We start from the raw sequence: 23,796 nt of genomic DNA on the forward strand, positions 1-23,796 counted from the left end.
CAGAACACGAACGAAACCGTTTCGTTTCGCAGTCGGGGTGCGCTATCGTCGTCGTGTACGAAACCGTGTCGTTCGGAGTGGGAAGGTGAGGACCGTGACCGAGGCGGCAACAGCACGGCGCAGTCGTATCACCCCCGAGCGCGAGGCCGAGTTGTACGGCGCCGTGCTCGACCTGCTCCGGGAGGTCGGCTACGACGCCCTCACCATGGACGCCGTGGCGGCCCGCACCCGGTCCAGCAAGGCGACGCTCTACCGCCAGTGGGGCGGCAAGCCGGAGCTGGTGGCGAAGGCGATCCGGCACAACAAGCCGGGCAACATCTCCGACGTCGACACCGGGACCCTGCGGGGCGACCTGCACGCCCTCACGTCCCGTGAGGACGACTGCGCCATGCAGCAGAACGCCGCGCTGATGCGGGGTCTGTTCATGGCGGTGCACGCCAACCCGGACCTTCTCCAGGCCTTCAAGGAACTGCTCATCGAGCCGGAGATGGAGGAGTTCCACCGGGTGGTCCAACGGGCCGTCGACCGCGGCGAGGTCCGCGCCGACTGTCCCGCGCTGGACTACGTGGTGCACATGCTCGTCGGCGCGTTCGCCACCCGCACGCTGATCGACGACCGGCCGCCGACGCAGGCGTTTCTCATGTCGTACATCGACGCCGTGGTCCTCCCCGCCCTCGGCGCACCCGTCACCTGACGAGTCCCGTCACCTGACGATTCCCCTCAGCCGACGAGTCCCCTTGGCTGACGGGTTCCCCAAGCAAGCCCTCCACCTGACGTAACCGCTCACGTCGTCGGGCTGATCACCCCTGCCCTGGGGCCTGTGTCGGAACTCCGGCCGGGCGCCCCAACACACGACCTGACCGGGAGTTGCCCTCGTGGCCACGTTCCTCTACAAACTCGGCCGGCTCGCCTTCAGGCGACGGCATTTCGTCGCCCTCATATGGGTCGCACTGCTCACCCTCGCGGGCGTCGGCGCGGCCAGCGCCCCCAGCGCCGGATCCAGCTCCTTCTCCATCCCCGGCACCGAGGCGCAGAAGGCCTTCGACCTGCTGGACCAGCGCTTCCCGGGCGGCAGCGCGGACGGCGGGACCGCCCGGGTCGTCTTCAAGGCGCCGGACGGGGAGAAGATGACGGACGCCGCCAACAAGGCGACCGTCGAGAAGACCGTCAAGGAGCTGTCCGACGGCTCCGAGGTCGTCTCCGTCGCCGACCCCTACAAGGCGCACGCCGTCAGCAAGGACGGCACCATCGCCTACGCCTCCGTGCGCTACGAGGTCCCCGGCATGGAGTTGAAGGACGCCAGCAGGGATGCCCTGGAGGATGCCGGGCAGCAGGCGCGCGACGCCGGGCTGACCGTGGAGATCGGCGGTGACGCGCTCCAGACGACACCCGAGGCGGCCTCCTCCGAGATCATCGGCCTCGCGGTCGCCGCGGTGGTCCTCGTCATCACCTTCGGCTCGCTGATCGCGGCCGGTCTGCCGCTGCTCACGGCGCTGATCGGCGTCGGCATCGGCGTCTCGGTGATCACCGCGCTGGCCAACGCCCTCGACCTCGGCTCGACCACCTCCACCCTGGCCATGATGATCGGCCTCGCGGTCGGCATCGACTACGCCCTGTTCATCGTCTCCCGCTACCGCGCCGAACTCGCCGAGGGCCGCGACCGCGAGGAAGCGGCGGGCCGGGCCGCCGGCACCGCGGGCTCCGCGGTGGTCTTCGCCGGCCTCACGGTGGTGATCGCGCTGGTCGGACTCGCGGTCGTGAACGTCCCGATGCTGACGAAGATGGGTGTCGCCGCGGCGGGCACGGTCGTCATCGCGGTGCTGATCGCGCTGACCATGGTCCCGGCACTGCTCGGTTACGCGGGCCGGAAGGTCAGGCCGGCGGGCGAGAAGGGCAAGCGCTTCGGGGGGCGCAGGAAGAAGGCCGCCGGAGCCAATGAGGCGGCTTCCGACAAGCCGAACATGGGCACGCGCTGGGCGAGCTTCGTCGTACGCCGCCCCGTGGCCGTCCTCCTGCTCGGCGTCCTCGGCCTCGGTGCCGCGGCCCTCCCGGCGACCTCCCTCGAACTGGGTCTCCCCGATGACGGTTCGCAGCCGACGTCGACGACCCAGCGCCGGGCGTACGACACGCTCTCCGAGGGCTTCGGCCCCGGTTTCAACGGCCCGCTCGTCGTGGTCGTCGACGCGAAGTCGAGCGACGCCCCGAAGGGCGCGGTCACCCAGGTCTCCGACGAGATCAAGGGCCTCAAGGACGTCGTCACGGTGACCCCGGCGACGTACAACAAGTCCGGCGACACGGCGACGATCACCGTGATCCCCGACTCCAAGCCGTCGTCGGTCTCGACCGAGGACCTGGTGCACTCCATCCGTGACGCGGGCACCGGGATCACGGCCGACACGGACGCGAAGGTGCTGGTCACCGGCACGACCGCGATGAACATCGACTTCTCGCAGAAGCTGAACGACGCGCTCGTCCCGTACCTGATCCTGGTGGTGGGCCTCGCCTTCCTCCTCCTGATCCTCGTCTTCCGCTCGATCCTCGTCCCGCTGAAGGCGGCCCTCGGCTTCCTGCTGAGCGTGCTGGCGGCGCTGGGTGCGGTGGTCGCGGTCTTCCAGTGGGGCTGGCTCGCCGACCTCTTCGGCGTCCAGGAGACCGGCCCGGTCATGTCGATGATGCCGATCTTCATGGTCGGCGTGGTCTTCGGTCTTGCCATGGACTACGAGGTGTTCCTCGTGACGCGGATGCGTGAGGCGTACGTCCACGGAGAGCGGCCGACCCAGGCCGTGGTGACCGGCTTCCGGCACAGCGCGCGGGTCGTCACGGCGGCGGCGATCATCATGATCGCGGTGTTCTCCGGCTTCATCGGCGCCAGCGAGTCGATGGTCAAGATGATCGGCTTCGGCCTCGCGATCGCGGTCCTCTTCGACGCGTTCGTCGTCCGCATGGCCATCGTCCCGGCCGTCCTGGCCCTCCTCGGCAAGAAGGCCTGGTGGCTGCCGAAGTGGCTGGACCGGGCTCTGCCGAACGTCGACGTGGAGGGCGAGGCCCTGCGCACGGAGACGGAGGCCGACACGGACGGGGAGCGGGAGCTGGCGCGCGTCTGACGAGCCGCTTCTGAGACAGACCGGCCGGTGAGGGCTCCGTGGGGACGGGTTGCCTTCACCGGCCACGTTGGTGCTGAAGCTCGGCCCAGACCGTCTTGCGTGGATACGGCCCCGGTGCCGCGCCCCACCGGTCCGCGAGCGCGTCCACGAGCAGCAGGCCCCGGCCGGACGGGACGACGCAGGGCAGACGGTCGGCGCGGGTGTCCGTGACCTCGATGCGGAGGGTGTCGGCGACGACGTAGAGGGTCACGCGGAAGTCGCGTCCGGGGACGCGGCCGTGGGTGGAGGCGTTGATGGCCAGCTCGGCGACGATGTGCTCCGCGGGGTGCAACGGGAGCCCCCAGCTGCGGAGTTGTTCCGTGGCGAGGAGGCGGGCGAGGCGGGCGCCGCGGGGCGTGGGGGAGAGCAGCACGCTGAAGTTGCGGATGGTGTGGGTGAGTTCGTTTTCAGGGGCAGTCATCTCGCGGTTCATGTCACTCAGAGTGGCGTGATCGGTTTCCCTGGGTGAGTGATCGCAGCCGTGCGTAGCGAGACTGTCCCGGGTTTGTCTCGTGCTGTCTCGGCTGTCTCGGGGGTTGTACGGGTACGAGTGCGCGTCGGAGGTGGGTGACTGTGAACGACCAGGTGGATGAGGCCGGTTGGGATGTCGAGCCGGGGGACGAGATCGAGCCGTTGGTCCAGGCGGTGGGGCGGCTGCTGAAGGTGTGCCGGGAGGCGGCGGGGATGCGGGCGGCCGACTTCGCGGAGGTCATGGGCTACGGCGAGGACATGATCCGCAAGATTGAGCGGGGGCAGCGGATTCCTCGACCGGAGTTCCTGGACAAGGCGGACGATGTCCTGAGGGCGCAAGGGCATCTCAAGGCGTTCAAGCGAGACATGGAGCTGGCTCGGTACCCGAAGAAGGTGCGGAGGCTCAAGGAGATGGAGGGCCGGGCGATTGAGATGCTGCTCTACGGCAACCACCACATCCACGGCCTGTTGCAGACACCCGAGTACGCGACGGCGATGTTCGAGAACCGGCAACCTGCGCTTGCCCAGGACGTGGTGGAACGGGAGGTCGCCGCGCGCATGGGTCGTAAGTCCGTCTTCGAGCAGGAGCCTGCCCCAGCGCTCTGTTTTATCCAGGAGCAGGTAACGCTAGAGCGGCCTCTCGGGGGCAAGATGGTGTTGCGTCGGCAGCTCGAACACCTCCTGGAAGTAGGGCAGTTGCGGAACGTCGCGCTCCAGGTCATGCCGACCGACCGAGAGGAGCACGCGGGAATGCACGGTCTGATCGAAGTGCTGAAGTTTCCTGACGGCACGGCGATCGGGCGTTCCGATGGGGCGTTCAATGGCCGCCCAGTCTCAAGCCCTCGCGATCTTCGGATCCTTGAGCTGCGCTATGGCATGATCCGGGCGCAGGCTCTCGCGCCGAGGGAGTCACAGGCCTTCATCGAGCAAGCGCTGGGGAGACTATGAGCGCCACGGAACTCCACTGGTTCAAGAGCAGCTACAGCAGCGGTCCGGAACCCGGCGACTGCGTAGAGGTCGCCACCACCCCCGCCACCATCCACATCCGCGACTCCAAGACCCCCGAGGCCCCCCACCTCACGGTCGCCCCGTCCACCTGGACTACCTTCCTCGGCGCGTTCCCCGCGCGCTGATCAAGGGAGGGGAGTTGACCACGAACCCCGGGTCCCTCAGCAGCGCGTAGAACCGCTGCAGTTCGGCCTCCGTCACGCCGTCCGCCCGTAGCCCCGCCTCCGTCTGCTGCGCGTTGACGCGGTGCAGGTCGATCCCCGGGGTGCCGCCCTGCCAGGACTCGGCGTATGTCGTCGCCGTGACGTCCTCCAGGCCCGCCCGCCGCATGGCGCCCAGCACCCGCCGGCCCCAGAGGGTGTCCGCACCGGCCTTCTCCAGTTGTGTGAGCAGGGCCGCCTGGACGTGGTCGAAGAGGGACTCGGACGCCTCGTCCGGGGTCGCGAGCACAGGCGACCAGTGGCAGTCGAACTCCTCCAGGACCAGGGTGCCGCCTGGGCGCAGCGCCGTGACGAGCCGGTCGAGGACCTCGAGCCGTTCCGGCAGGTGGATCAGGACCAGCCGGGCGTGGATCAGGTCGTAGCCGTCGCCTGGGAGCGGGTCGTTGACGATGTCGTGGTGGAGAAGGCGGACCTGGGGCGAGTGCGGGCGGGACTCGGCCCAGCGGGGGTCGATGTCGGTGACGGTGACCTCGCCGTCGGGGCCGGTTCTGTCGGCCAGCCAGTCGCCCAACGAGCCGCCCCCACCGCCGACTTCGAGACAGCGCCAGCCGGGCGCCAGGCCGGTCAGTTCGAGCTGGCGGCGGGAGACGTGGTCGTAGCAGGACTCCAGGACGGCGAAGCGGTCCGGCGTGCGGGCGTCTGTGTTGTCGAAGAGATATCGGGGCATATCGCCATCTTCGGGGGAGTGTGGGAGGCGCGCGAGCAGGAAGCCCCGGGGTGTTGTGGACGAGGCGCGTTTGAACGTGTTCAAATTGTGGCGCACGGAGGACCGTGCAGAGGCTGCCGTCTTCTCGCGGCAGGTGCCGCGGGGAGGAAGTCTTGGGGTCGGGTGCGGGCGTCATCGTCCTGGCGGTGTTCTTCTTGTACGTGCTCGTCATGGGGCCGTTCTGCGTCCTCATCGGCTCGCGAACGTCTTCGGGGATGGGCTGGCTGATGTCGGTTCCCTTGATCTTTCTGCCCCTCGCCTGGTTGGTCGGCCTGGCAATTCCCTGAGCAGAGTTCCTGGCCCGAACACCGATGGCTGTCCCCGGGTAATCGGTCGCATGGCCCATGCACGCACCGCTAGCGTGCCCCCATGACGACAGCCGCCCACCCCCTTTTCGCCGAAGCCCTGAGTGAGCTCGGGCTGGCCGACCTCCACGCCCGGATCGTCCGCTTCCCGGACGCCACCCGTACCGCCGCCGAGGCCGCAGCGGCCATCGGGTGCGAACTCAGCCAGATCTGCAAGTCGCTGATCTTCGCGGCGGACGGGGTGCCGGTGCTGGTCCTGATGGACGGGGCGTCGCGGGTCGACGTCGAGCTGGTGCGGAAGGAGCTCGGCGTGGAGAAGGTCACGCGGGCCAAGGCGGACGTCGTGCGGGAGACGACGGGGTACGCCATCGGCGGCGTCCCGCCCTTCGGGCACCGGACGAAGACGCGCGTGCTCGCCGATCGGTCGCTGCTGGAGCACGAGGTCGTGTGGGCCGCCGCCGGGAACCCGCACGCGGTCTTCCCGATGGGGCCCAAGGACCTTGTCGCCCATGCCGGTGCCACCCTGGTGGACGTGCGCGAGCAGACTTCGTGACTCCGCTGGTCACCGCCGCTGTCCTGTTGGCGGCCGTCACGCACGCCAGTTGGAACGCCATCGCGCACAAGATCACCGACAAGCTGGTGGGGTTCACGCTCATCTCGGGCGGCGGGGTGCTGATCGGGCTGGCGCTGATGCCCTTCGGGGCGTTCCCGGCGGCCGGGGCCTGGCCGTATCTGCTCGCCTCGGCCGTCGTGCACATCGTGTACTTCGCGCTGCTGATGAAGTCCTTCCGGCTGGGCGACTTCGGGCAGGCCTATCCGATCGCGCGCGGCACCGCCCCGCTCGTGGTCGCCCTGTTCGCCGCCGTGTTCGCGCACGAGGTGCCGGACGGCTGGGCGGCGGCCGGGATTGTCGTCTCCTGTGCGGGACTCGTCGGCGTCGCCCTGTGGGGCCTGCGCGGGCACCGGCCCAACTGGGCCGCGATAGGCGCCGCGTTGACGACCGGGCTGAGCATCGCGGCGTACACCGTGATCGACGGGCTGGGCGTACGCGCCTCCGGGTCCTCGCTCGGCTATATCGCCTGGCTGATGGCCGTCGAGGGGCTCGCCATCCCCGCGTACGCCGTGTGGCGCTGGCGCGGGCGGACCGTCGCCGTGCTACGGCCGTTCGCCGCGCTGGGGCTGCTCGGTGCCGCGCTGTCCGTGACCGCGTACGCGCTGGTCCTGTGGGCGCAGACGAAGGCGGAACTGGCGCCCATCGCCGCGCTGCGGGAGTCCTCGATCATCGTGGGCGCCGCCATCGGGGCCGTGTTCTTCAAGGAGCGGTTCGGGCGGGCCCGGATCGCGGCGGCGGCGCTGCTGGTGGTGGGCATCGGGATGATGTTGCACGCGAGTTAGGCCGAAGCCCCGGCCGTCGGCCGGGGCTTCCCGCCGTCAGACGGTCACTTGCTGAACGCGGCGTTGTTGCAGCCCATCGTCGAGCCGAGGTGGGTGCTCTGGCTGCCCTCGGAGCCCTCGCCGTTGAGGGCGCCGCCCAGCAGGCCGTTGAGCAGCCCGACCGTGCCGAGGATGTCGATGTTCAGGTCGTGGGACTTACACGAGCTGCTCTGCTGGACCTTGACGTCGGTGCCGCCTCGGTGGCCGTGGCCGTGGCCGTCGGCGTGGGCGGTGCCGGCGCCGACGAGCGCCACGCTGCTGAGGGCGGCGATCAGGACGGCGGCCTTGCGAAGCTTCTGCATGTCATCTCCGGTGGAGTGAGGTGGATGCAAGTGGATGCACTGCGTGAAGGGACGACTCTTCGCACCGGGTGCGCACAGGGCGCGTACGGGGTTTGTGCAGGGGCGATCCCTTACGATTAAGGGAGATTAAGTAAGAAATGCCCCAAATCATCCTGCGGCGCGCCGAGTTTCGCGATCTTGCACCGGCTTGGCCACACGGAACGCGAACTGTCCGCAGTACGTCAGCTTCCGCAGGTTCACCAGGGCCGTCCTGCGGCGGCGGCCGTTCTGCGCCGCCCACTCGTCGATCTCCGAGTTGAGCGGGGACTGCTCGTCCCAGTACCGGCTGTACTCGGGCGGTCGGCCGAGATAGCTGCGCATGATCAGCGCCACCCCGTCGAGCGAGGGCCGGATCTCCTGCAGCGCGAGCCCCGCCTCCTCGACCAGGACCCGGAAGCCGTACGGGGTGTAGTTCCACAGGCTGAAGGAGTGGTACGGCTCGAACTGGGACGTCGATCCGATGAACACACCGCCCGGCTCCAGCACCCGGGCGATCTCCGCGAGCAGTTCGCGTGGGCGGGCGACGTGTTCGAAGACCTGGTGGGAGTAGATGAGGGGCAGCGAGTCCGTGCCGAGGGGGAGGTGGACGCCGTCGTAGTGCACCACCGGGTCGCCGCCCGGGGTGTGTTGGCCGGCCTCGGGCGAGTCACCGATGTCGACCCCGATCCAGCGCACCTGAGGGTCGTGCCGGCGGAAGAGCCCGGCGGACGTGCCGCGGCCGCACCCCAGGTCGACGACCAGCCCGGGTGCGCCGGAGGCGCCCATCACCTCGTCGACGTAGTACCGCGAGGTGACCTGACGGGCGTGGTCGTCGGGGATGCAGTCGCGCATGAGATCCCAGAGGGTCGCCATGCTCCGACGCTACGGACACTCCCTGCCGGCTGCTATTTACAGTGCGCTGTCTGTGCGTAGACCGTGCGTGGCGACGCCGGACAGGTCGTGCGCCGTGATGCTGTTGCGGTCGGCGACCGAGCGGCCCAGGGCGTGGTGCGGCCACAGGCCCGCGGCGACCCGGCGGCTGCGCTCGTTCCACTGGCGGGCCGCCGGGGCGTCGGCCTTGTAGTGGTTGAGGGCGTAACCGCCGGAGTGGATGCGCAGGAGGGTGAAACCGCCCGGGTACTCCTTGGCGGCGGCGACCTCCTGCTGGGTGACGTGCGGGGCCCGCACCAGCACGGTGCGCTTGTTGCGGTGGGTGTGGCCCGCGTGGTGGAGGAAGACGCCGGGGGCCTGCGCGTAGGCGTCGACGATCGCGCGGGCCTGGCGGCGCTCCAGGCACTGGCCGCGGGTCACCGGGAAGACGGAGTCCCGCACGGTCAGCGGATGGTGCCCGAACACCAGCGTCGGCTGGTCCGGCTGCTCCCTCAACCGCTCCTGGAACCAAGCCAGTTGGTCGGTGCCGAGCCCGCCCGCGTCGGCGCCGTTGCCGGTCTTGGCGTAGGTGTCGAGGCCGATGATCCGCAGCCCGCCGAGGTCGTGGGCGAAAAACCCGGGCCCGTCGTCGCCGCCGCCCGGGAACGTCCTGCCGAACACGTTGTCGTCGTCCCGGGAACGGTCGTGGTTGCCCCGTACGACGAAGTAGTCCCGCCCGTGCGTGCCGAAGCCGTCCAGGATCCGCCGGGCCTCGCCGAGGTCGTCAGCCGCCCCGCCCGCCGAGATGTCGCCCCCGGCCAGCAGTACGTCCGCCCCGCGCCGCCGGGCCTCCTCGACCAGCGCGCGGCTCATCAGCTCCGGATACGGTGCGCGCCCCGGCTGCTGCCCCACCCCGCGCAGCAGGGGAATGCCGCCGACCAGGCCTGCGGTGGTCTCGCCGAGGTGCAGGTCGTTGCAGAGCGCGACCGAGAGCAGGTGGCGGCCGGGCGGGGGCTGCGGGGTGGTGAAGGAGTACGGGCCGCCGCTGTGGCCGAAGCCGAACGTCGAGGTGCCCACCGCGTTGCCGCGCACCAGGTGGAGCGGGGTGGGAGTGGCGGCTACTCCGCGTGAGCGGGCCTGGTAGTAGTACGTCTGCCCCGGCTCCAGGTCCGTGAGCTCGACCTGGTGGTGGGCGGTCGGGCGGCCCTCGGACGCGGTGCGGTTGAGGCGGGAGGGGTGGGTGCCGTAGACGATCTCGCCCTCGGTGATCGCGGGGAGGGGGTGGCCCAGGCCGTCGTTGGTGCCGGGGATGCCGGTGTACCAGGTGATGACCGCGCGGTCCTCGGTGAGAGTGACCAGTTCGAGGTTGACGGCGGTCAGGTCATCGGGGTGAGAGGAGCGCGCCCGCTGCACGGCGGCGGAGGCCGAGCGCATCAGGGCAGGGGCGAGGCGGGCGCCGGAGCGCAGCACCTCGCAGGGGCCGGGGAAGGCCGACAGGGCCGCGAGTGCGGGGAGGTGGGCGGAGAAACAGCAGCGCATGTCCTCGATATGGCCCAGAGCGGTTAACGGGGGAGGTGGCGGTGGCGGCGGGGCCAGGTCCGGCGCGAGACATCTCCATGGAACGGAACGCGACATCTCCATGGAAGCAGGGCGAAGGCGGTCATCGTAAGGAGTGTGCCGAGTCTCACTGATCCCGAGTTGTGGTCTTTGATCCGGTACTACGATCGGTCGGGCCGGGTGAGGGCTCACCGAGGGGGCGGGCAGTGACTGCGCTGAGTGAGGGTTCGGAGGGCGCGGAGGGGGCGGAGATCGGTGGCCGCGAGCCGTTGGGCGCGGACCGGATCAAGCACCTTGAGTTCATCCAGGCGACGATCACGCGATTGGGGACCAACTCGTTCCTGGTGAAGGGCTGGGCGCTGACCCTGGCCGCGGGCCTGTTCGCGCTGTCCGCGAGCCGGTTGAGCTGGCAGATCGCGGGCGTCGGCATCGTGCCGCTGCTCTGCTTCTGGTACCTGGACTGCTACTTCCTACGCCAGGAGCGGGCCTTCCGCCGGCTCTACGACGATGCGCGGAGCCCCGACAGCTCGGTCGAGATGCTCTCCATGAACGTGGCGCCGTATCTGGCCCGGATGCCGTGGCCGGAGGTGTGGCTGACGCCGACACTGCTGCTGTTCTACGCGCCGTTGCTGCTGGCCGACCTGGCGCTGGTCGTGTTCGCTCTGTGAGTGGGCGTGGGTTCCGGTGGGCCGATGGCCGCGGAGAGGCGGGCGGCGAGCGCGTCGGTCGCGGCCTCGTCCTCGTACCGGAAGCCCGCGCCCTTCGGCGGCCAGATGGACCCCATCGTGTCGCCGGGGCTGCGCGGCACGAGGTGCACATGGGTGTGGAACACGGTCTGGGTGGCCACCGCGCCCGCGGAGTTGACGACGTTCATGCCGGCGGGCCGGAGAACCTCGCGGAGCGCCCGGCCCACCACCATGACGGTGTGGAAGAGCCGCTGGGCCGCCGCCTCGTCCATCGCCCACAGGTCCGCCGCGTGCGCCTTCGGCACGACCAGGGTGTGCCCCCGGGTGGCGGGCGCCAGCGGGAAGAAGGCGAGGGTGTGCTCGTCCTCGTGCACCACCCGCGCCTCGCCGGTGCCGGCGACGATCTCGCAGAAGACGCAGTCCTGTTCACGGACGCCCATGGACCATCCCTGTCGCTCCCTGACGTTCCCCGTCGCTCTGAAGTGTCCGCAAGCTGAATTGTCCGCAAGAGTATGCCGAGCCCGACTGGTCGCCGGTGCCCTCTCGGGCGCACCCTGGAAGCAGGTCTTCCGGAGGTGATCGTCATGATGCACACCACAGTGGGATGGCATGTCGAGATGGAGTTCCTGGAGGACGACCAGCACACCCGGGCGGTCGCGCTGGTGCGTCTCCCCGACGGCTCCGAGGTACGCGCCCACGGACACGCCACACGGCACCACACCGACTCCAATCAGCCACGGGTCGGCGAGGAGATCGCCGCGGCCCGTGCCCTGAACGAACTGGCGATGCAACTACTCACCAAGGCCCACGGCGAAATCGACCAGGCCTCGGGCCGCACGTCCCACCCAATCCACGTCTGACCAACCCTGACCGTCCTGCCCCACCATCGCCGCCGAGCGGTTGGAGACCCGTCGAGCGGCGTCATTGGCTCGGGCGCGGTGACTGGCTCGGGCGCGGTGACTGGCTCGGGTGCCGCGACCGGCTCGGGCGCCGCGGCCGGCCCGGGCGGCGTCATTGGCCTGAGCGGCTGGGCCCGCGCCCGCGTGGCCGGTGACGCCTGCGCGCGGTCGGTGAGGCCTGCGCGTTCGTTGGTGCTGCCGCCCCGTTACTCGTCCCGGCGGCCGACGTGGCGGTTACGTCGGTGTCGTCGGCGTTGCCTGTGCCAAGGCCTGTGCTCTCGGATCGGCCTTCATCGGCCCGGGTGGCCGATCCATGCCCGAACGCCGATCCGGGCCCGCGTGGCCGATGACGCCCCCGCGCGGTCGGTGAAGCCCGCGTGTCCGTCGGCGCTCCTCCACACCCGCCCCGCCGGCTACCCCACCACCGTCCGCACCGCCCGTACCAACGCCTGTGCCCTCGGGTCCGCCGTCACCGTCTTGCGGAAGCCGTTGGTCACGTAGCCGAAGGCGATGCCTGTGTGCGGGTCGGCGAAGCCGAGGGCGCCGCCTCGGCCGGGGTGGCCGAAGGAGGCGGGGGACAGGAGGGGGGACGCTGTGCCGTGGAGCATGTAGCCGAGGCCGAAGCGGGTGTTCACGATCAGGACGCGGTCGGGGCCCGAGGACTCTTCGGTGCGGGCCAGATCCACCGTGGGCGGGTCGAAGAGGCGGATGCCGTCGACCTCGCCGATCAGGGCCGCGTAGACGCGGGCCAGACCGTCGGCCGTCGCGATGCCGTTCGTCGCGGGGAGGGCGGCGGCGCGGTAGGCGGGGTCGTTCTGGTCGGGGAACGGGGTGATGGCGGCGAAGGCGCGGCGGGTGAGGGAGTTCGGGTCGTCGTAGGCCTCGGTGACCGAGCGCTTCGGGCGGGAGCGCAGTGCGCCTGACGGTTCGGGACCGTCCACGCGGCCGGTACGGCCTACTCGGGACTCCTCCGACTGTGGCAGGCCCAGCCACAGGTCGGCGTTCAACGGGTCGGTGACCTCTGTTGCCAGCCACTCGCCGGTCCACTGTCCCGTCACGCGCCGGACCAGTTCGTCGAGCATCCAGCCGTACGTCAGCGCGTGATAGCCGTGATCGGTGCCCGGCTCCCACGCGGGCGCCTGCGCCGCCACCGCCTCGGGGCCGCGGTGCGGGTCGAGGGCCTCCTCGGGGGTGAGCGGGCGGTCGAGGGCAGGGAGCCCCGCGCGGTGGTTCAGAACGTGCCGGACAAGGAGTCGCTCCTTGCCATGTGCCTTGAACTCCGGCCAGTACTCGGACAACGGTGCGTTCAGGTCCAGTTCCCCACGCTGGTGCAGGAGGAGGGGTACGGCGGCGGCTACGCCCTTTGTCGCCGAGCGCACGACCTGCGCGGTGCCGTGATCCCACGGCTGCGTACCGTCGACGTCCTTCGTCCCGGCCCACAGGTCCACGACCTTGCGACCGTCCCGGTACACGGCCACCGCCGCGCCCCGCTCCCCGAGCGTGTCGAAGTTCCGGGCGAACGCCTCCCTGACCGGCTCGAAGCCCTCGGCCACTGTGCCGTTCACGTCCACGCCCGTGCTCCCTCTGCGTCCGTCCCGCACGTCTTGTGCGCCTTCGACAGTCAGTCCAACACGGGTCCGTGGCCTTGGATTCCGATCTGTGGCCGACGTCTCGCTACCCGAGCAGGATCGTGACGTCGATGTTGCCGCGGGTCGCGTTGGAGTACGGGCAGACGTCGTGCGCCGCGTCCACCAGCTTGGCCGCGATGTCCGGGTCCAGCACCGGCAGAGAGACGCTGAGGGCGACCGCGAGGCCGTAGCCGCGGTGCTTGTTGGGGCCGATGCCGACCTTCGCGGCGACCGTGGATCCGGTGAGGTCGTAGCCCTCGCGGTTGCCGACGAGGATCAGCGCGTTGTGGAAGCAGGAGCTGTACCCGGCGGCGAAGAGCTGCTCGGGGTTGGTGCCGTTGCCGTCGCCGCCCAGTTCCGGGGGCATCGCGACCTTGAGGTCGATCTGGCCGTCCTGGCTGCTGACAAACCCGTCCCGGCCGCCGTGTGCGGTGGCCTCGGCGACGTACGTGATCTTCGTCGGACGGGTGTCGACGGCGGTGCCCTCGGCGGTCATTGGCCCTCCCCCAGATACAGCATGCACAAGTACATCGTGCACAAGGTACTGGTCGGTAGCAATCCCATCGGTACGTGGGGTGGGCAACTGTCGGTAACCCGAGATCAGGGGTGGAGGGATCAGTGGTAGCGGTATCAGCGGTTGCGCTCGGCCGCCGCCGTCGCCTTCGCCGCCAGCTGCCACAACTCCTCCCGCAGCCGGGCGACCTCGGGGCCGCCGAGCCCGGTCTCCGTGAGCAGCGTGCCCGGTACGCACTCCGCACGCTCCCGCAGCCGTTCCCCCTCCCCGGTCACCGCGACCAGCACCGACCGCTCGTCCCGCGCCGAGCGCTCACGGCGCACCAGCCCCGCCGCCTCCAGCCGCTTCAGCAGCGGGGAGACGGTGCCGTAGTCGAGCCGCAGGGCGGTCGCCAGCTCCTTGACCGTCGTCTCGCCGCGCTCCCAGAGGACCAGCAGGACGAGGTACTGGGGGTAGGTGAGGCCGAGTTCGTCGAGCAGCGGGCGGTACGCGGCCGTCACCGCGCGCTGGGCGGCGTACAGCGCGAAGCACAGCTGCTCGTCGAGCGCCAGCGAGCCCTCGTCCGTCGGTTCCTCGTTCGTCACGCGCCCATTGTCACGGAGCGCGGGTCGAAGCCGAACGGCAGCTCCAGCCGGTGGGCGCTCATCAGATCCTCGTCCGCGAGGAGTTCGCCGGTCTTTCCGTCCGCCGCGATCACGCCCTCGCTGAGGACGAGCGAGCGCGGGCACAGCTCCAGCGCGTACGGCAGGTCGTGCGTGACCATCAGGACCGTGACGTCCAACGAGCGCAGGATGTCGGCCAGTTCGCGGCGGGAGGCGGGGTCGAGGTTGGAGGACGGCTCGTCGAGGACGAGGATCTCCGGTTCCATCACGAGCACCGTCGCCACCGCGACCCGGCGCCGCTGACCGAAGGAGAGGTGGTGCGGGGGCCGGTCCTTGAACTCCGCCATGCCGACCTGGGCGAGCGCCCGGTCGACGCGCTCCTCCAGCTCGGGCCCCTTGATCCCGGCCGCCGCCGGCCCGAAGGCGACGTCCTCACGGACCGTCGGCATGAAGAGCTGGTCGTCCGGGTCCTGGAACACGATCCCGACCCGGCGCCGGATCTCGGCCATATGCTGCTTGCCGACGGGCAGCCCGGCGACCTTCACCGTGCCCGCGCCGCCGGTCAGGATGCCGTTGAGGTGCAGGACGAGGGTCGTCTTGCCGGCGCCGTTCGGCCCGAGCAGCGCGACCCGCTCGCCGCGCGCGAGGGAGAAGTCCACGCCGAACAGGGCCTGGTGGCCGTCGGGGTAGGCGAAGGCGAGGCCGGAGACGTCCAGCGAAGGTGCGGGGGTCATGTCAGTCACAGGGTCCATCCCAACAAGCAGACCGCGAGGGCCGCGAACGGAAGAGCGAGGGCGTACGACCACTGCGCCCGGGATGCGGTCACCTCGTCGATCACCGGCATCGAACCGGCGTACCCGCGGCTGAGCATGGCCAGATGGACCCGCTCGCCGCGCTCGTAGGACCGGATGAACAGCGCGCCCGCCGACTTCCCGAGCACGCCCCAGTGCCGGATGCCCCGCGCCTCGAAGCCGCGCGACTCGCGTGCGATGCGCATCCGCCGCATCTCGTCCGTGATGAGGTCGCCGTACCGGATCATGAAGGACGCGATCTGTACGAGCAGCGGCGGCAGCTTCAGCCGCTGCAGGCCGAGGAGCAGTGCGCGCAGCTCGGTCGTGGAGGCGAGCAGGACGGAGGCGGCGACGCCGAGGGTGCCCTTGGCCAGCACGTTCCACGCGCCCCACAGTCCGTTGACGCTCAGCGACAGGCCCAGCACCTCGACCCGTTCGCCCTCCGCCACGAACGGCATCAGCACGGCGAACGCGACGAACGGCACCTCGATCAGCAGCCGCTTGAGCAGGTAGCCGGCGGGCACGCGCGCGACGTACGCGACGAGCCCGAGCAGCACGGCGTACAGGCCGAACGCCCACATCGCCTCCCGCGGCGTCGACACCACGACCAGCACGAAGGCGAACGTGGCGACCAGCTTGGCGTGCGGAGGCAGGGCGTGCACGGGCGAGTGCCCGGGCCGGTAGAGCTGGTGGGCGGCGTGCCCGCTGCCCATGTCAGACGCTCGTGGTCGTCGGCGAGGCGTCGGACGCGTCGGCCGTACGACGCGTGCGCACCGCCCAGAAGACGCCGGTGCCCGCGAGGACGGTCACGCCGACGCCGATGACGCCCGCGAGCCCTCCGGACAGGCGGACGTTGTCGATGTCCTTGACGCCGTAGTCGGCGAGCGGCGAGTCGGCGGCGGCGTGCTCCTCGACCTTCTCGTCGATGCCCTTGTCGGCGGCGACCTTCTCCAGCCCGTCCGGGTTGGCGGAGGCGTAGAAGCTGACGAACCCGGCGAGGACCAGGGAGGTGACCAGACCCACGGCCCACACCTTGCGCGGGGAGCGGGCGGCGACCGGGGCGGCCGGCTCGGCGGCGGGGGCGTCGACAAGCTCGCCGTTCACCCGCAGCTGGAGGCGCTGGCGCAGGTCGCGGGCGCCGTAGACGAGATCCGGCCGTACGGCCAGCACGGCACCCACCGTCAGCGCGGTGATCGCGGCCTCGCCGATGCCGATCAGGATGTGCACGCCGACCATGGCGGTGGCGACCTTGGCGATGGAGACGTCGGTGGTGCCGCCGACGGCGTACAGCGCCGTGAAGACGAGTGCCGAGGCCGGGACCGAGACGAGCGCGGCGACGAAGGAGGCGGCGGTCACGGAGCGGCGGGTGCGCGGCAGGATCTTGACCAGGCCGCGGAAGAGGCCGTACGCCACGACCACCGTGACGATGCCCATGCACGTGATGTTCACGCCGAGCGCGGTCAGGCCGCCGTCCGCGAAGAGGATGCCCTGCATGAGCAGGACCACGGAGATGCACAGCACGCCGGTGTAGGGGCCGACGAGTATCGCGGCCAGGGCGCCGCCGAGCAGATGTCCGCTGGTCCCGGCCGCCACCGGGAAGTTCAGCATCTGCACCGCGAAGACGAACGCGGCCACCAGGCCGGCCAGCGGGGCGGTCCGCTCGTCGAGCTCACGGCGTGCGCCGCGCAGGCTCACGGCGACGGCGGCAGCGGCGACCACGCCGGTCGCGACCGAGGTGGGGGCGTCTATGAATCCATCAGGTACATGCACTGTTCGATGATGTGGCCAAATGCGAACCACTTGCAAGAGCGAGCGGCTTGTGTATCGCACACGTGATATATGCCTGCCTCAAGGGGCGCATTCCGGAAGATATGCGACATTGGAGGGGGAGTGAATGCACAGCTTTCGCACAGGTCACCCAGGGTAAGGGGCCGTCCGATGTCGGTAGTCGAGCAGTACGCACGAGTTCACATCGTCACGGACGCGGACATCCTGGCGGAAGAACAGGACGCCGTACCGGTCGTCCTGAAGTACGACCCCGAGACCGATCCGCGCGCGGTGCGCATTCGTTTGCCCGGGCGCGAGGCACATGAGTGGACGTTCTCGCGTTCCCTGCTGGAGCAGGGGCTGCGTGCGCCGGCCGAGAGCGGCGAGATACGGGTGTGGCCGTGCGGGCGGGTGCAGGCCGTGGTGGAGTTCCACTCGGCCCAGGGTGTGTCCGTGGTGCAGTTCGAGTCGAAGGCGTTGATGAGGTTTCTGCGGCGGACCTATCTGGCCGCGGCGGCGCCCGCGCGACAGCCGGAGACCCAGCTCCGGCGTTGAGTTCCGGCTCGCGGTGTCGGGTCCCGGCTTGCGCCGCTGAGGCTCAGCCGCCCATCTTCAGCAGAGCCGCCACGATCGGCCCCGCCGTCTCGCCGCCGTGGCCGCCCGACTGGACCACGCCCGCCGCGGCCAGGTCGCCCCGGTACGCGGTGAACCAGCCGTTCGGCTTCTTCTGGCCGTCGACCTCCGCCGAGCCCGTCTTCGCGCCGACGTCACCGGTGACCCCGGACATCGCCTCGGCCGCCGTCCCGTACGCCGCCGTGTAGGCCATCAGCTCGCGCAACTGCGACAGCGTGCCCGCCGACATGCTGCGGGAGGCGGTGGCGAGGGTGCGGTTGTCGACCGTCGGGGCCACCAGGTAGGGCTGCTTGAAGGTGCCCGTCTTGACCGTCGCCGAGACCGACGCCATGTTCAGCGGGTTCATCCGCACCCCGCCCTGGCCGATCAGCGAGGCCGCCATCTGGGCCTGGGACTGGACCGGGACGGCGCCGTCGAAGGTCGGGACGCCGACGGACCAGTTGTTCATCGACAGCCCGAAGACCTGCTGGGCCTGCTTGGTCAGGCTGTCGTTGTCCAGCTCGCCGGCCTGGCTGATGAAGGCGGTGTTGCAGGAGCGGGCGAAGCTCGCCTTGAAGGTGCCGCCCTTGATCTCGAATTTGTCGTCGTTCTGGAACTTCCAGTGGCCGTACGTGAAGTACTTCGGGCAGGGGTGCTGCTTGTCCGCCGACGCGAGGCCCTTCTCGATCAGCAGCGAGGAGGTGATGACCTTCATCGTGGAGCCGGGGGCGAGGGAGCCCTGGAAGGCGGTGTTGAAGCCCTTCGAGGAGTTCGCGACCGCCAGGATCTCGCCGGTCGACGGGCGCAGGACGACCACCGACGCCTTCGACTTGGCGGCCACCTGCTTCTCCGCGGCGGCCTGCAGCGCCGGGTTCAGCGTCGTCTTCACCGTGCCCGGCGTGCCCTTGCTCAGCTCCAGCAGGGTCTTGTCGGACAGTTCGGCCTTCTTGGAGTCCGCGCCCCGGACCACCTGGAGCTCGACGCCCGCCTTGCCGCCGGCCTTCTCGCCGTACTTCTCGCGCAGCCCGTCCAGGACCGAGCCCAGCGACGGGTACTCGTCCTCCGTCAGCTCGCCGCCGTCCCGGTCGAGCGCCTTGACCGGCGGGGTGCCGGACTCGCCGGTGACGAGGGTGTCCCCGTCCTTCAGGTCGGGGTGGACGATCGCGGAGTGCCACTCGACCAGCGGCTTTCCGTCCTCGGCGCGGCGGACGACGGTCAGCGAACTGTCGTACGCCAGCGGCTTGCTGGTGCCCTTGTACGTCACCGTCGCCTTCACGGAGAAGGGGACCTTGGCGCCGGTGCGGGTGCCCTCGGTGAGGGTGACGTCCGAGATGTGCGCGTCCTTGGTGTAGCCCGCCAGCAGGGTCCGGGCGGCCGTGGTGTCGTCGGTGGCGGCGGCGGCCTGGGGCACCTTGCCCTGCTGCCAGGCGGTGAGGAAGGTCTCGGCCGCGCCGCTGACCTCCTTGGCCGACAGCGGGCCGGTCTTGACCTTCTTCGCCTTCTCGTCGCCGGCGGACGCCGTCGGCGTACGGCTGTCGGCCACCGCTCCACCGCCGTACAAGGCGTAGACGCCGAACCCGGCGCCGCCGATGACCACGGCGATCATCCCGCCGAGCACCGCGGGGTTGGTCTTCCGTCGCTCGGCGACGCGCCTTCTGTTACCCACTGCCTTCAGTTCCCTCGCGTATTCAGGGGCCCCCGCCGCCCCGCCGACCTCACGCATACCAACGACGACGACCACACTAGAGTCCCGTGCCGCGACGGATAAGTTCAGCCGGACGCTCGTAGCACGGCTGCGACAATCGGCCCCGCCGCGTCGCCGCCGTGGCCGCCCTGCTGGGACATGGCCGCAGCCGCCACATCATCACGGAAACCGGTGAACCAGCTGTCAGAGGTGGCCTTTCCGTCGACCTCGGCGGAACCGGTCTTGGCACCGATGTCGCCGCCGAGCCCGGACATGGCCTGGACGGCGGTGCCCTGGGACGCGGTCGCGGTCAGCCGCATCATCTGCTTCAGCTGGGCGGCGGTGCTCGCCCGCAGCCCGTCGGCGGTGGCGAACGGCCGGTCGTCGAGGTCGCGCGCGACCAGATACGGCTGCCGGAACCGGCCCGTGATCGCGGTCGCCGTCACCGACGCCATGTTCAGCGGGTTCATCTGGACCTGGCCCTGGCCGATGGCGTTGGCCGCACGGTCCGGGCCGGTGGAGGCGGGGACACTGCCGTCGAAGGAGGTGATACCGGTCTTCCAGTCGCGGCCGAGCCCGAACCGCTCCTCGGCCTCCGCCGTCAGCGAGGCGTCCGTGAGCGGGTCCTCGTCGACGAGCTTGATGAAGGCGGTGTTACAGGAGCGCATGAAGCCGTTGGCCAGCGTGGCGTTCGCGCTCTCGTCGGGCTCCAGGCCCGTGAGGTTCTTGAAGGTCTGGCTCTGCCACATGGCCGTCGGCGGGCAGGGGGCCGGGCCGTTCATCGAGGTCACGCCGTTGTCGATGAGCATCGCCGCGGTGATGATCTTCATGGTGGAGCCCGGGGCGACCTTGCCCTCGAAGGCCGCGTTCCAGGCGTCGTCGCGATGGTTCGCCACCGCCAGCACCTCGCCGGTGCTCGGCTTGAGGGCCACCACCGAGGACTGGGCGTACTGCTTCACGGCCTTCTCGGCGGCCGCCTGCACGCTCGCGCTGAGCGTCGTCTCCAGCTTGCCGGGCTTGCCCTTGGCGAGAGTCAGCAGCGAGGTGTCCGGCGACTCGTCGGCGTGCCGTATCGCCAGCTCGACACCGGCCTCGCCGCCGGCCTTGTCGCCGTACTTGTCGCGCAGGGAGTCCAGGATCGGGCCGAGGGAGGGGTACTTCTCCTTCGTCAGCACGGTGCCGTTGCGGTCGACGGCCTCGATGGGCGGGCTCGCCGCCTCGCCGGTGACCAGGGTGTCGTCCCGCTTCAACTCCGGGTGGATCACGGTGGGTTCCCAGTCGACCAGGGCCTTGCCGGTGGTGAGCCCGCGGACGACGGTGAGCTCGCTCCGGTAGTCGAGCGCCTTGGACTTCCCGCCGTAGGACACCTTCGCCTTCACGCTGAACGGCACGGTGGCGCCGCTCGCGCTCCCCGGCGTGATCTTCACGCCGGTGATGTGGGCGCCCTCGCCGTACGACGTCAGCACCCGCTCGGCAGCGGTGTCATTGTTCGTGAACGCCGCCGCCTGCGCCGCCTGCCCCTTCTCCCAGGCCGCGAAGAACTTCTTCGTGGTCTCCTCGACCTCGTCCGCACTGGGCGGCCCGGACTGCACGGGCGCCGGCCCCGCGGCCCCCGTCGCCCCACCCCCGTTCAACGCGGACATGATGTTGTACGCGCCGTACCCGGCACCGCCCACCATCACGGCGAACACGCCGCCTATTACGGCGACTTTGACCCCCTTGGACATGGTCCCCTCCCCGTTAGTCACCCGAACTGTAAGTGGTGTGAGGGAAACCTGTGGCGGTGTTTTCCTTTGTTGGCGGATATGGCTGAGCGCTGCAGTCGGACCGACCGGCCGACTGCAGCGCTCAGAGCGGGAGGCGATCCTCAGAGGGCGCCCAGGGGATTGATGCCGAGGAGGGCGACCGCGGGAACAGCGGCCGCCAGGGGGAGGACGCCCGGCGGGTAGGTGGCCGAGTACGGGTACACCAGGTTCGTGCTCGCGGGCTGCGTGCTGGGGGTGTCGGCGCCGGCGAGGGCGGCGGCCGACATGACGGCCGCACCGGCGAGGGCGATGACGGCAATTGTCCGTTTGGTTACGTTCATGCCCAGGTGAACGATCATCGCCGCCTCCTGTTACGCAGGCTGGACCCAGTCGCCCGCCGAGCCGGCTGCCTCCTTTGTCAAGCCCCGAATTTCAGTGCCGTGACGTGCATCGACCGCTGAGGCGCAATTGAGGCATGCGTTCACACGTTTGTGGTGTGGCACCCACTGAGATTCGGAGTACGCCAGATGCTGAGCCGTCCTGAACCAATTGTCGTTCGTGCCTCAAAGCCGTGGCTGATCATTGCCATCGTTTCGTTCGCGATCTGCGTGGCCTCCCTCTGCGTCTGGGTTTCCGACGGTCGCACCGCCATCACCACTCCCACCAGCGCCACTGATGAGAGCGCACCATCAGAGGATCAGGGCGAGCCCGACGAGGGCACTGGTGGGGGCGCGGACGGGGGCCCGGATGCGGGTAGGGGCGGGGACGTTGATTCGGGTGCGTCGCCCCAGGATGAGAGCGCACTGCCCCCGTTCAATGTCTGGCCTGTTGTGATCTCCGGTGTGTCAGGTGTCGGCGGCCTCCTCAGCGGCGTCGCGGCAGTGATCACCACGAAACAGACTGCGCGCAGGCGAGAGCAGGTTGTGTGCTCCGGGTACGGAGGGCAGCCCCGGGAGCAGCGTCACCCCCATCGATCTTGCGGCTCCAGGCGATAGCCGAACGACGATGCGAGCGGCGTTGTCCGACAGCCACTGACGGCCAACAGCTAGACCCACGTATCCAGCCACATCCGCGACCGCCAGTCGTCCACCGGGATCGCCGTGCCCGTGTGGATCGGCCAGAAATAGATGAAGTTCCACGCGATCAGCAGCACCAGCACACCGGCGCCCGTCGCTCCCGCCACCCGCCGGGTGTCGCTGGAGCCCGGTGGGCCGATGATCGCGCCGAGGAGCATGGCTACGGCCAGGCAGAGGAAGGGGAGGAAGACGATGGCGTAGAAGAAGAAGATCGTGCGTTCCTGGTAGAGGAACCAGGGGAGGTAGCCCGCCACCACGCCGCAGGCGATCGCGCCGGCCCGCCAGTCGCGGCGGAAGGCCCAGCGCCACAGGATGTACAGGATCGCGAAGGCGGCCACCCACCACAGGAGGGGGGTGCCGATGGCCAGGACCTCGCGGGCGCACTTCTCGCCCGCGTCGACGGGGCAGCCGTCCTTGCCGGGGAGCGGGGACTCGTAGAAGTACGACACGGGGCGGCCGTCGACGATCCAGCTCCACGGGTTGGACTGGTAGGTGTGCGGGGACGACAGGCCGACGTGGAACTCGTACACCTGGTGCTCGTAGTGCCACAGGCTGAGCCACCAGTCGGGGAACAGCCAGGACCAGTCGCTGCTGCGGCCGTTCGCGGTCGCCCAGTCGCGGTAGTAGCCGCCGCTGCCGTCGGTCGGGGAGAGGATCCAGCCCGTCCACGACACGATGTACGTGACGATCGCCACCGGGACCGTCGCCAGGAAGGCCAGGCCCAGGTCGTGCTTGACGACCGCCGTGTACGGGGCATGAGCACCGGCGACCTTGCGGGCGCCGACGTCCCAGAGGACCGTCATCAGGCCGAACGCGACCAGGAAGTACAGGCCGTTCCACTTGGTGCCGATGGCCAGGCCCAGCATCAGGCCGGCCAGCCAGCGGTACGGGCGCCAGCCGAGGCTCAGGGTCTGGGCGAGGTGGGCGTCGGGGCGGACCCGGCCGTCCGCGTCGACCGGTAGCGCGGCGGCGAGTCTCGCGCGTGCCCGGTCGCGGTCGATGACCAGGCAGCCGAACGCCGCCAGCACGAAGAACATCAGCACGCCGTCGAGCAGCGAGGTGCGCGCCATCACGAAGGCCAGTCCGTCCACCGCCATCAGCGTGCCCGCGAGGCAGCCGAGGAACGTGGAGCGGAAGATACGGCGGCCGATGCGGCACAGCATCAGCACGGCGAGCGTGCCCAGCAGCGCCGTCATGAAGCGCCAGCCGAACGGGTTGAACCCGAACATCAGCTCGCCGAGCCCGATGACGTACTTGCCGACCGGCGGATGTACGACGTAGGCCGCGTCCGTGGGGATGGGCACGGCGCCGTTGGTCGACAGGATCAGGTCGTTGGCGTTCTTGTCCCAGCCGACCTCGAAGCCGCGGTGGACGATCGCCCACGCGTCCTTGGCGTAGTACGTCTCGTCGAATATCACCTTCCTGGGGCTGCCCAGGTTCCAGAACCGCAGCACCCCGGCCAGCAGCGCGACCAGCAGCGGACCGCCCCAGGCCGACCAGCGCACCATCCGCTCGGCGAGCGGGCGCGAGACGCCGAGGAACTCCCACATCCGCGGGCTGGGCTGCACATACGGCGGCACCAGCCGGTCGCGTACGTCGCCTCCGGCCGCCGCCGTGTAGCCGAATCGGCGCAGCCGCTGCCGCCACGACGGTCGCTGCTCGTGCGGTTCCTGGGCCTGCCGGGTGTCCGTGGAGTCCATGGACGACGCTGTACTGGTCACCGCGCCATCGTAGGGAACAGGTCTGTGGGAGTCCCG

Annotated in this window: 25 protein-coding genes; 9 read left to right on the forward strand and 16 right to left on the reverse strand. The window is 70.1% G+C overall.

Going from position 1 to position 23,796, the window contains the following annotated elements:
* The first annotated feature begins 94 nt into the window (after window positions 1-94).
* The gene (locus BLU79_RS06925) at window positions 95-694 is read left to right on the forward strand and encodes a TetR/AcrR family transcriptional regulator (RefSeq protein WP_093904698.1); all 600 of its coding nucleotides are present in this window, start codon (window positions 95-97) and stop codon (window positions 692-694) included.
* A 181-nt stretch (window positions 695-875) separates the two neighbouring features.
* Window positions 876-3,104: an MMPL family transporter gene (locus BLU79_RS06930; RefSeq protein WP_093904699.1), complete on the forward strand. Its 2,229-nt coding sequence runs from the start codon at window positions 876-878 to the stop codon at window positions 3,102-3,104.
* A gap of 55 nt (window positions 3,105-3,159) precedes the next feature.
* Here the strand turns inward: BLU79_RS06930 and BLU79_RS06935 are convergent, their stop codons facing one another.
* On the reverse strand, window positions 3,160-3,564 hold the full coding sequence (locus tag BLU79_RS06935; protein ID WP_371131826.1) for an ATP-binding protein: 405 nt from the start codon (window positions 3,562-3,564) through the stop codon (window positions 3,160-3,162).
* A gap of 152 nt (window positions 3,565-3,716) precedes the next feature.
* Here BLU79_RS06935 and BLU79_RS06940 point away from each other — a divergent pair, with 152 nt between their 5' ends.
* Together BLU79_RS06940 and BLU79_RS06945 are read left to right on the forward strand one after the other, a co-directional pair.
* Window positions 3,717-4,562: a helix-turn-helix domain-containing protein gene (locus tag BLU79_RS06940; RefSeq protein WP_371131827.1), complete on the forward strand. Its 846-nt coding sequence runs from the start codon at window positions 3,717-3,719 to the stop codon at window positions 4,560-4,562.
* Entirely contained in the window at window positions 4,559-4,747 is a 189-nt protein-coding gene (locus BLU79_RS06945; protein WP_093904701.1) for a DUF397 domain-containing protein, read from the forward strand. The genes BLU79_RS06940 and BLU79_RS06945 overlap by 4 nt, the downstream gene beginning before the upstream one ends.
* Here BLU79_RS06945 and BLU79_RS06950 read toward each other — a convergent pair.
* Window positions 4,716-5,510 (reverse strand): methyltransferase, encoded by a 795-nt coding sequence (locus BLU79_RS06950; protein WP_093904702.1) that lies wholly within the window; start codon window positions 5,508-5,510, stop codon window positions 4,716-4,718. The genes BLU79_RS06945 and BLU79_RS06950 overlap by 32 nt on opposite strands.
* A gap of 408 nt (window positions 5,511-5,918) precedes the next feature.
* Here BLU79_RS06950 and BLU79_RS06960 point away from each other — a divergent pair, with 408 nt between their 5' ends.
* Window positions 5,919-6,407 (forward strand): YbaK/EbsC family protein, encoded by a 489-nt coding sequence (locus tag BLU79_RS06960; protein WP_093904704.1) that lies wholly within the window; start codon window positions 5,919-5,921, stop codon window positions 6,405-6,407.
* Window positions 6,404-7,249, forward strand: a complete 846-nt coding sequence (locus tag BLU79_RS06965) for a DMT family transporter (protein ID WP_093904705.1) — start codon at window positions 6,404-6,406, stop codon at window positions 7,247-7,249. The genes BLU79_RS06960 and BLU79_RS06965 overlap by 4 nt, the downstream gene beginning before the upstream one ends.
* A 44-nt stretch (window positions 7,250-7,293) precedes the next feature.
* Here BLU79_RS06965 and BLU79_RS06970 read toward each other — a convergent pair whose 3' ends face one another.
* The 3 genes from BLU79_RS06970 to BLU79_RS06980 form a co-directional block, all read right to left on the reverse strand.
* Window positions 7,294-7,590: a hypothetical protein gene (locus BLU79_RS06970; RefSeq protein WP_093904706.1), complete on the reverse strand. Its 297-nt coding sequence runs from the start codon at window positions 7,588-7,590 to the stop codon at window positions 7,294-7,296.
* A gap of 147 nt (window positions 7,591-7,737) precedes the next feature.
* The gene (locus BLU79_RS06975) at window positions 7,738-8,481 is read right to left on the reverse strand and encodes a class I SAM-dependent methyltransferase (protein WP_093904707.1); all 744 of its coding nucleotides are present in this window, start codon (window positions 8,479-8,481) and stop codon (window positions 7,738-7,740) included.
* Between the two features lie 36 nt (window positions 8,482-8,517).
* A complete protein-coding gene (locus tag BLU79_RS06980; RefSeq protein ID WP_093904708.1) occupies window positions 8,518-10,017 on the reverse strand; it encodes a purple acid phosphatase family protein in 1,500 nt (499 codons plus the stop codon).
* A gap of 224 nt (window positions 10,018-10,241) precedes the next feature.
* On the opposite strand from BLU79_RS06980, the gene BLU79_RS06985 reads away from it, so the two are divergent.
* Window positions 10,242-10,703, forward strand: a complete 462-nt coding sequence (locus BLU79_RS06985; protein WP_093904709.1) for a hypothetical protein — start codon at window positions 10,242-10,244, stop codon at window positions 10,701-10,703.
* Here BLU79_RS06985 and BLU79_RS06990 read toward each other — a convergent pair.
* Window positions 10,652-11,161, reverse strand: a complete 510-nt coding sequence (locus BLU79_RS06990) for an HIT family protein (RefSeq protein ID WP_093904710.1) — start codon at window positions 11,159-11,161, stop codon at window positions 10,652-10,654. The two genes, BLU79_RS06985 and BLU79_RS06990, sit on opposite strands and share 52 nt — an antisense overlap.
* A 144-nt stretch (window positions 11,162-11,305) precedes the next feature.
* Between BLU79_RS06990 and BLU79_RS06995 the strand changes: the two genes are divergently transcribed.
* The gene (locus tag BLU79_RS06995; RefSeq protein ID WP_093904923.1) at window positions 11,306-11,581 is read left to right on the forward strand and encodes a DUF1876 domain-containing protein; all 276 of its coding nucleotides are present in this window, start codon (window positions 11,306-11,308) and stop codon (window positions 11,579-11,581) included.
* A gap of 452 nt (window positions 11,582-12,033) precedes the next feature.
* On the opposite strand, the gene BLU79_RS07000 is transcribed toward BLU79_RS06995, so the two are convergent.
* The 6 genes from BLU79_RS07000 to BLU79_RS07025 all read right to left on the reverse strand — a co-directional run bounded on the left by BLU79_RS07000 (window position 12,034) and on the right by BLU79_RS07025 (window position 16,925).
* Complete coding sequence (locus BLU79_RS07000) at window positions 12,034-13,191, reverse strand: serine hydrolase domain-containing protein (RefSeq protein ID WP_093904711.1); 1,158 nt, start codon at window positions 13,189-13,191, stop codon at window positions 12,034-12,036.
* A gap of 103 nt (window positions 13,192-13,294) precedes the next feature.
* On the reverse strand, window positions 13,295-13,744 hold the full coding sequence (locus tag BLU79_RS07005) for an organic hydroperoxide resistance protein (RefSeq protein WP_093904712.1): 450 nt from the start codon (window positions 13,742-13,744) through the stop codon (window positions 13,295-13,297).
* Between the two features lie 134 nt (window positions 13,745-13,878).
* Window positions 13,879-14,346, reverse strand: a complete 468-nt coding sequence (locus tag BLU79_RS07010) for a MarR family winged helix-turn-helix transcriptional regulator (RefSeq protein ID WP_093904713.1) — start codon at window positions 14,344-14,346, stop codon at window positions 13,879-13,881.
* Window positions 14,343-15,098, reverse strand: a complete 756-nt coding sequence (locus BLU79_RS07015) for an energy-coupling factor ABC transporter ATP-binding protein (RefSeq protein WP_093904714.1) — start codon at window positions 15,096-15,098, stop codon at window positions 14,343-14,345. Before BLU79_RS07015 ends, BLU79_RS07010 begins: the two co-directional genes overlap by 4 nt.
* Before the next feature lie 5 nt (window positions 15,099-15,103).
* Window positions 15,104-15,868 carry a cobalt ECF transporter T component CbiQ gene (cbiQ, locus tag BLU79_RS07020; protein ID WP_093904715.1) on the reverse strand — a complete coding sequence of 255 codons (765 nt, stop codon included), beginning with the start codon at window positions 15,866-15,868 and terminating at the stop codon, window positions 15,104-15,106.
* Window position 15,869: 1 nt separating this feature from the next.
* Window positions 15,870-16,925, reverse strand: a complete 1,056-nt coding sequence (locus BLU79_RS07025; RefSeq protein WP_093904716.1) for an energy-coupling factor ABC transporter permease — start codon at window positions 16,923-16,925, stop codon at window positions 15,870-15,872.
* Between the two features lie 168 nt (window positions 16,926-17,093).
* On the opposite strand from BLU79_RS07025, the gene BLU79_RS07030 reads away from it, so the two are divergent.
* On the forward strand, window positions 17,094-17,477 hold the full coding sequence (locus BLU79_RS07030; RefSeq protein ID WP_093904717.1) for an SsgA family sporulation/cell division regulator: 384 nt from the start codon (window positions 17,094-17,096) through the stop codon (window positions 17,475-17,477).
* Window positions 17,478-17,520: 43 nt separating this feature from the next.
* Here BLU79_RS07030 and BLU79_RS07035 read toward each other — a convergent pair whose 3' ends face one another.
* From BLU79_RS07035 to BLU79_RS07050, 4 genes are all read right to left on the reverse strand, one after another.
* Complete coding sequence (locus tag BLU79_RS07035) at window positions 17,521-19,200, reverse strand: penicillin-binding transpeptidase domain-containing protein (RefSeq protein WP_093904718.1); 1,680 nt, start codon at window positions 19,198-19,200, stop codon at window positions 17,521-17,523.
* Between the two features lie 104 nt (window positions 19,201-19,304).
* Window positions 19,305-20,945, reverse strand: a complete 1,641-nt coding sequence (locus BLU79_RS07040; RefSeq protein WP_093904719.1) for a penicillin-binding transpeptidase domain-containing protein — start codon at window positions 20,943-20,945, stop codon at window positions 19,305-19,307.
* A gap of 140 nt (window positions 20,946-21,085) precedes the next feature.
* Window positions 21,086-21,304 carry a hypothetical protein gene (locus BLU79_RS07045; RefSeq protein ID WP_143052463.1) on the reverse strand — a complete coding sequence of 73 codons (219 nt, stop codon included), beginning with the start codon at window positions 21,302-21,304 and terminating at the stop codon, window positions 21,086-21,088.
* A gap of 704 nt (window positions 21,305-22,008) precedes the next feature.
* Entirely contained in the window at window positions 22,009-23,760 is a 1,752-nt protein-coding gene (locus BLU79_RS07050; protein WP_093904721.1) for a dolichyl-phosphate-mannose--protein mannosyltransferase, read from the reverse strand.
* Window positions 23,761-23,796 lie beyond the last annotated feature (36 nt).

The sequence above is a fragment of the Streptomyces sp. cf386 genome, assembly GCF_900103585.1.
Taxonomy (GTDB): Bacteria; Actinomycetota; Actinomycetes; order Streptomycetales; family Streptomycetaceae; genus Streptomyces.

Excerpts from the sequence above, each read along its gene's own strand:
- BLU79_RS07015 (WP_093904714.1), bottom strand. The coding sequence starts at position 15,098 with ATGACCCCCGCACCTTCGCTGGACGTCTCCGGCCTCGCCTTCGCCTAC.
- cbiQ (WP_093904715.1), bottom strand. The coding sequence starts at position 15,868 with ATGGGCAGCGGGCACGCCGCCCACCAGCTCTACCGGCCCGGGCACTCG.
- BLU79_RS07005 (WP_093904712.1), bottom strand. The coding sequence starts at position 13,744 with ATGACCGCCGAGGGCACCGCCGTCGACACCCGTCCGACGAAGATCACG.
- BLU79_RS07045 (WP_143052463.1), bottom strand. The coding sequence starts at position 21,304 with ATGAACGTAACCAAACGGACAATTGCCGTCATCGCCCTCGCCGGTGCG.
- BLU79_RS06950 (WP_093904702.1), bottom strand. The coding sequence starts at position 5,510 with ATGCCCCGATATCTCTTCGACAACACAGACGCCCGCACGCCGGACCGC.
- BLU79_RS06960 (WP_093904704.1), top strand. The coding sequence starts at position 5,919 with ATGACGACAGCCGCCCACCCCCTTTTCGCCGAAGCCCTGAGTGAGCTC.
- BLU79_RS06935 (WP_371131826.1), bottom strand. The coding sequence starts at position 3,564 with ATGACTGCCCCTGAAAACGAACTCACCCACACCATCCGCAACTTCAGC.
- BLU79_RS07030 (WP_093904717.1), top strand. The coding sequence starts at position 17,094 with ATGTCGGTAGTCGAGCAGTACGCACGAGTTCACATCGTCACGGACGCG.
- BLU79_RS06945 (WP_093904701.1), top strand. The coding sequence starts at position 4,559 with ATGAGCGCCACGGAACTCCACTGGTTCAAGAGCAGCTACAGCAGCGGT.
- BLU79_RS06980 (WP_093904708.1), bottom strand. The coding sequence starts at position 10,017 with ATGCGCTGCTGTTTCTCCGCCCACCTCCCCGCACTCGCGGCCCTGTCG.
- BLU79_RS06995 (WP_093904923.1), top strand. The coding sequence starts at position 11,306 with ATGATGCACACCACAGTGGGATGGCATGTCGAGATGGAGTTCCTGGAG.
- BLU79_RS06975 (WP_093904707.1), bottom strand. The coding sequence starts at position 8,481 with ATGGCGACCCTCTGGGATCTCATGCGCGACTGCATCCCCGACGACCAC.
- BLU79_RS06990 (WP_093904710.1), bottom strand. The coding sequence starts at position 11,161 with ATGGGCGTCCGTGAACAGGACTGCGTCTTCTGCGAGATCGTCGCCGGC.
- BLU79_RS06970 (WP_093904706.1), bottom strand. The coding sequence starts at position 7,590 with ATGCAGAAGCTTCGCAAGGCCGCCGTCCTGATCGCCGCCCTCAGCAGC.
- BLU79_RS07040 (WP_093904719.1), bottom strand. The coding sequence starts at position 20,945 with ATGTCCAAGGGGGTCAAAGTCGCCGTAATAGGCGGCGTGTTCGCCGTG.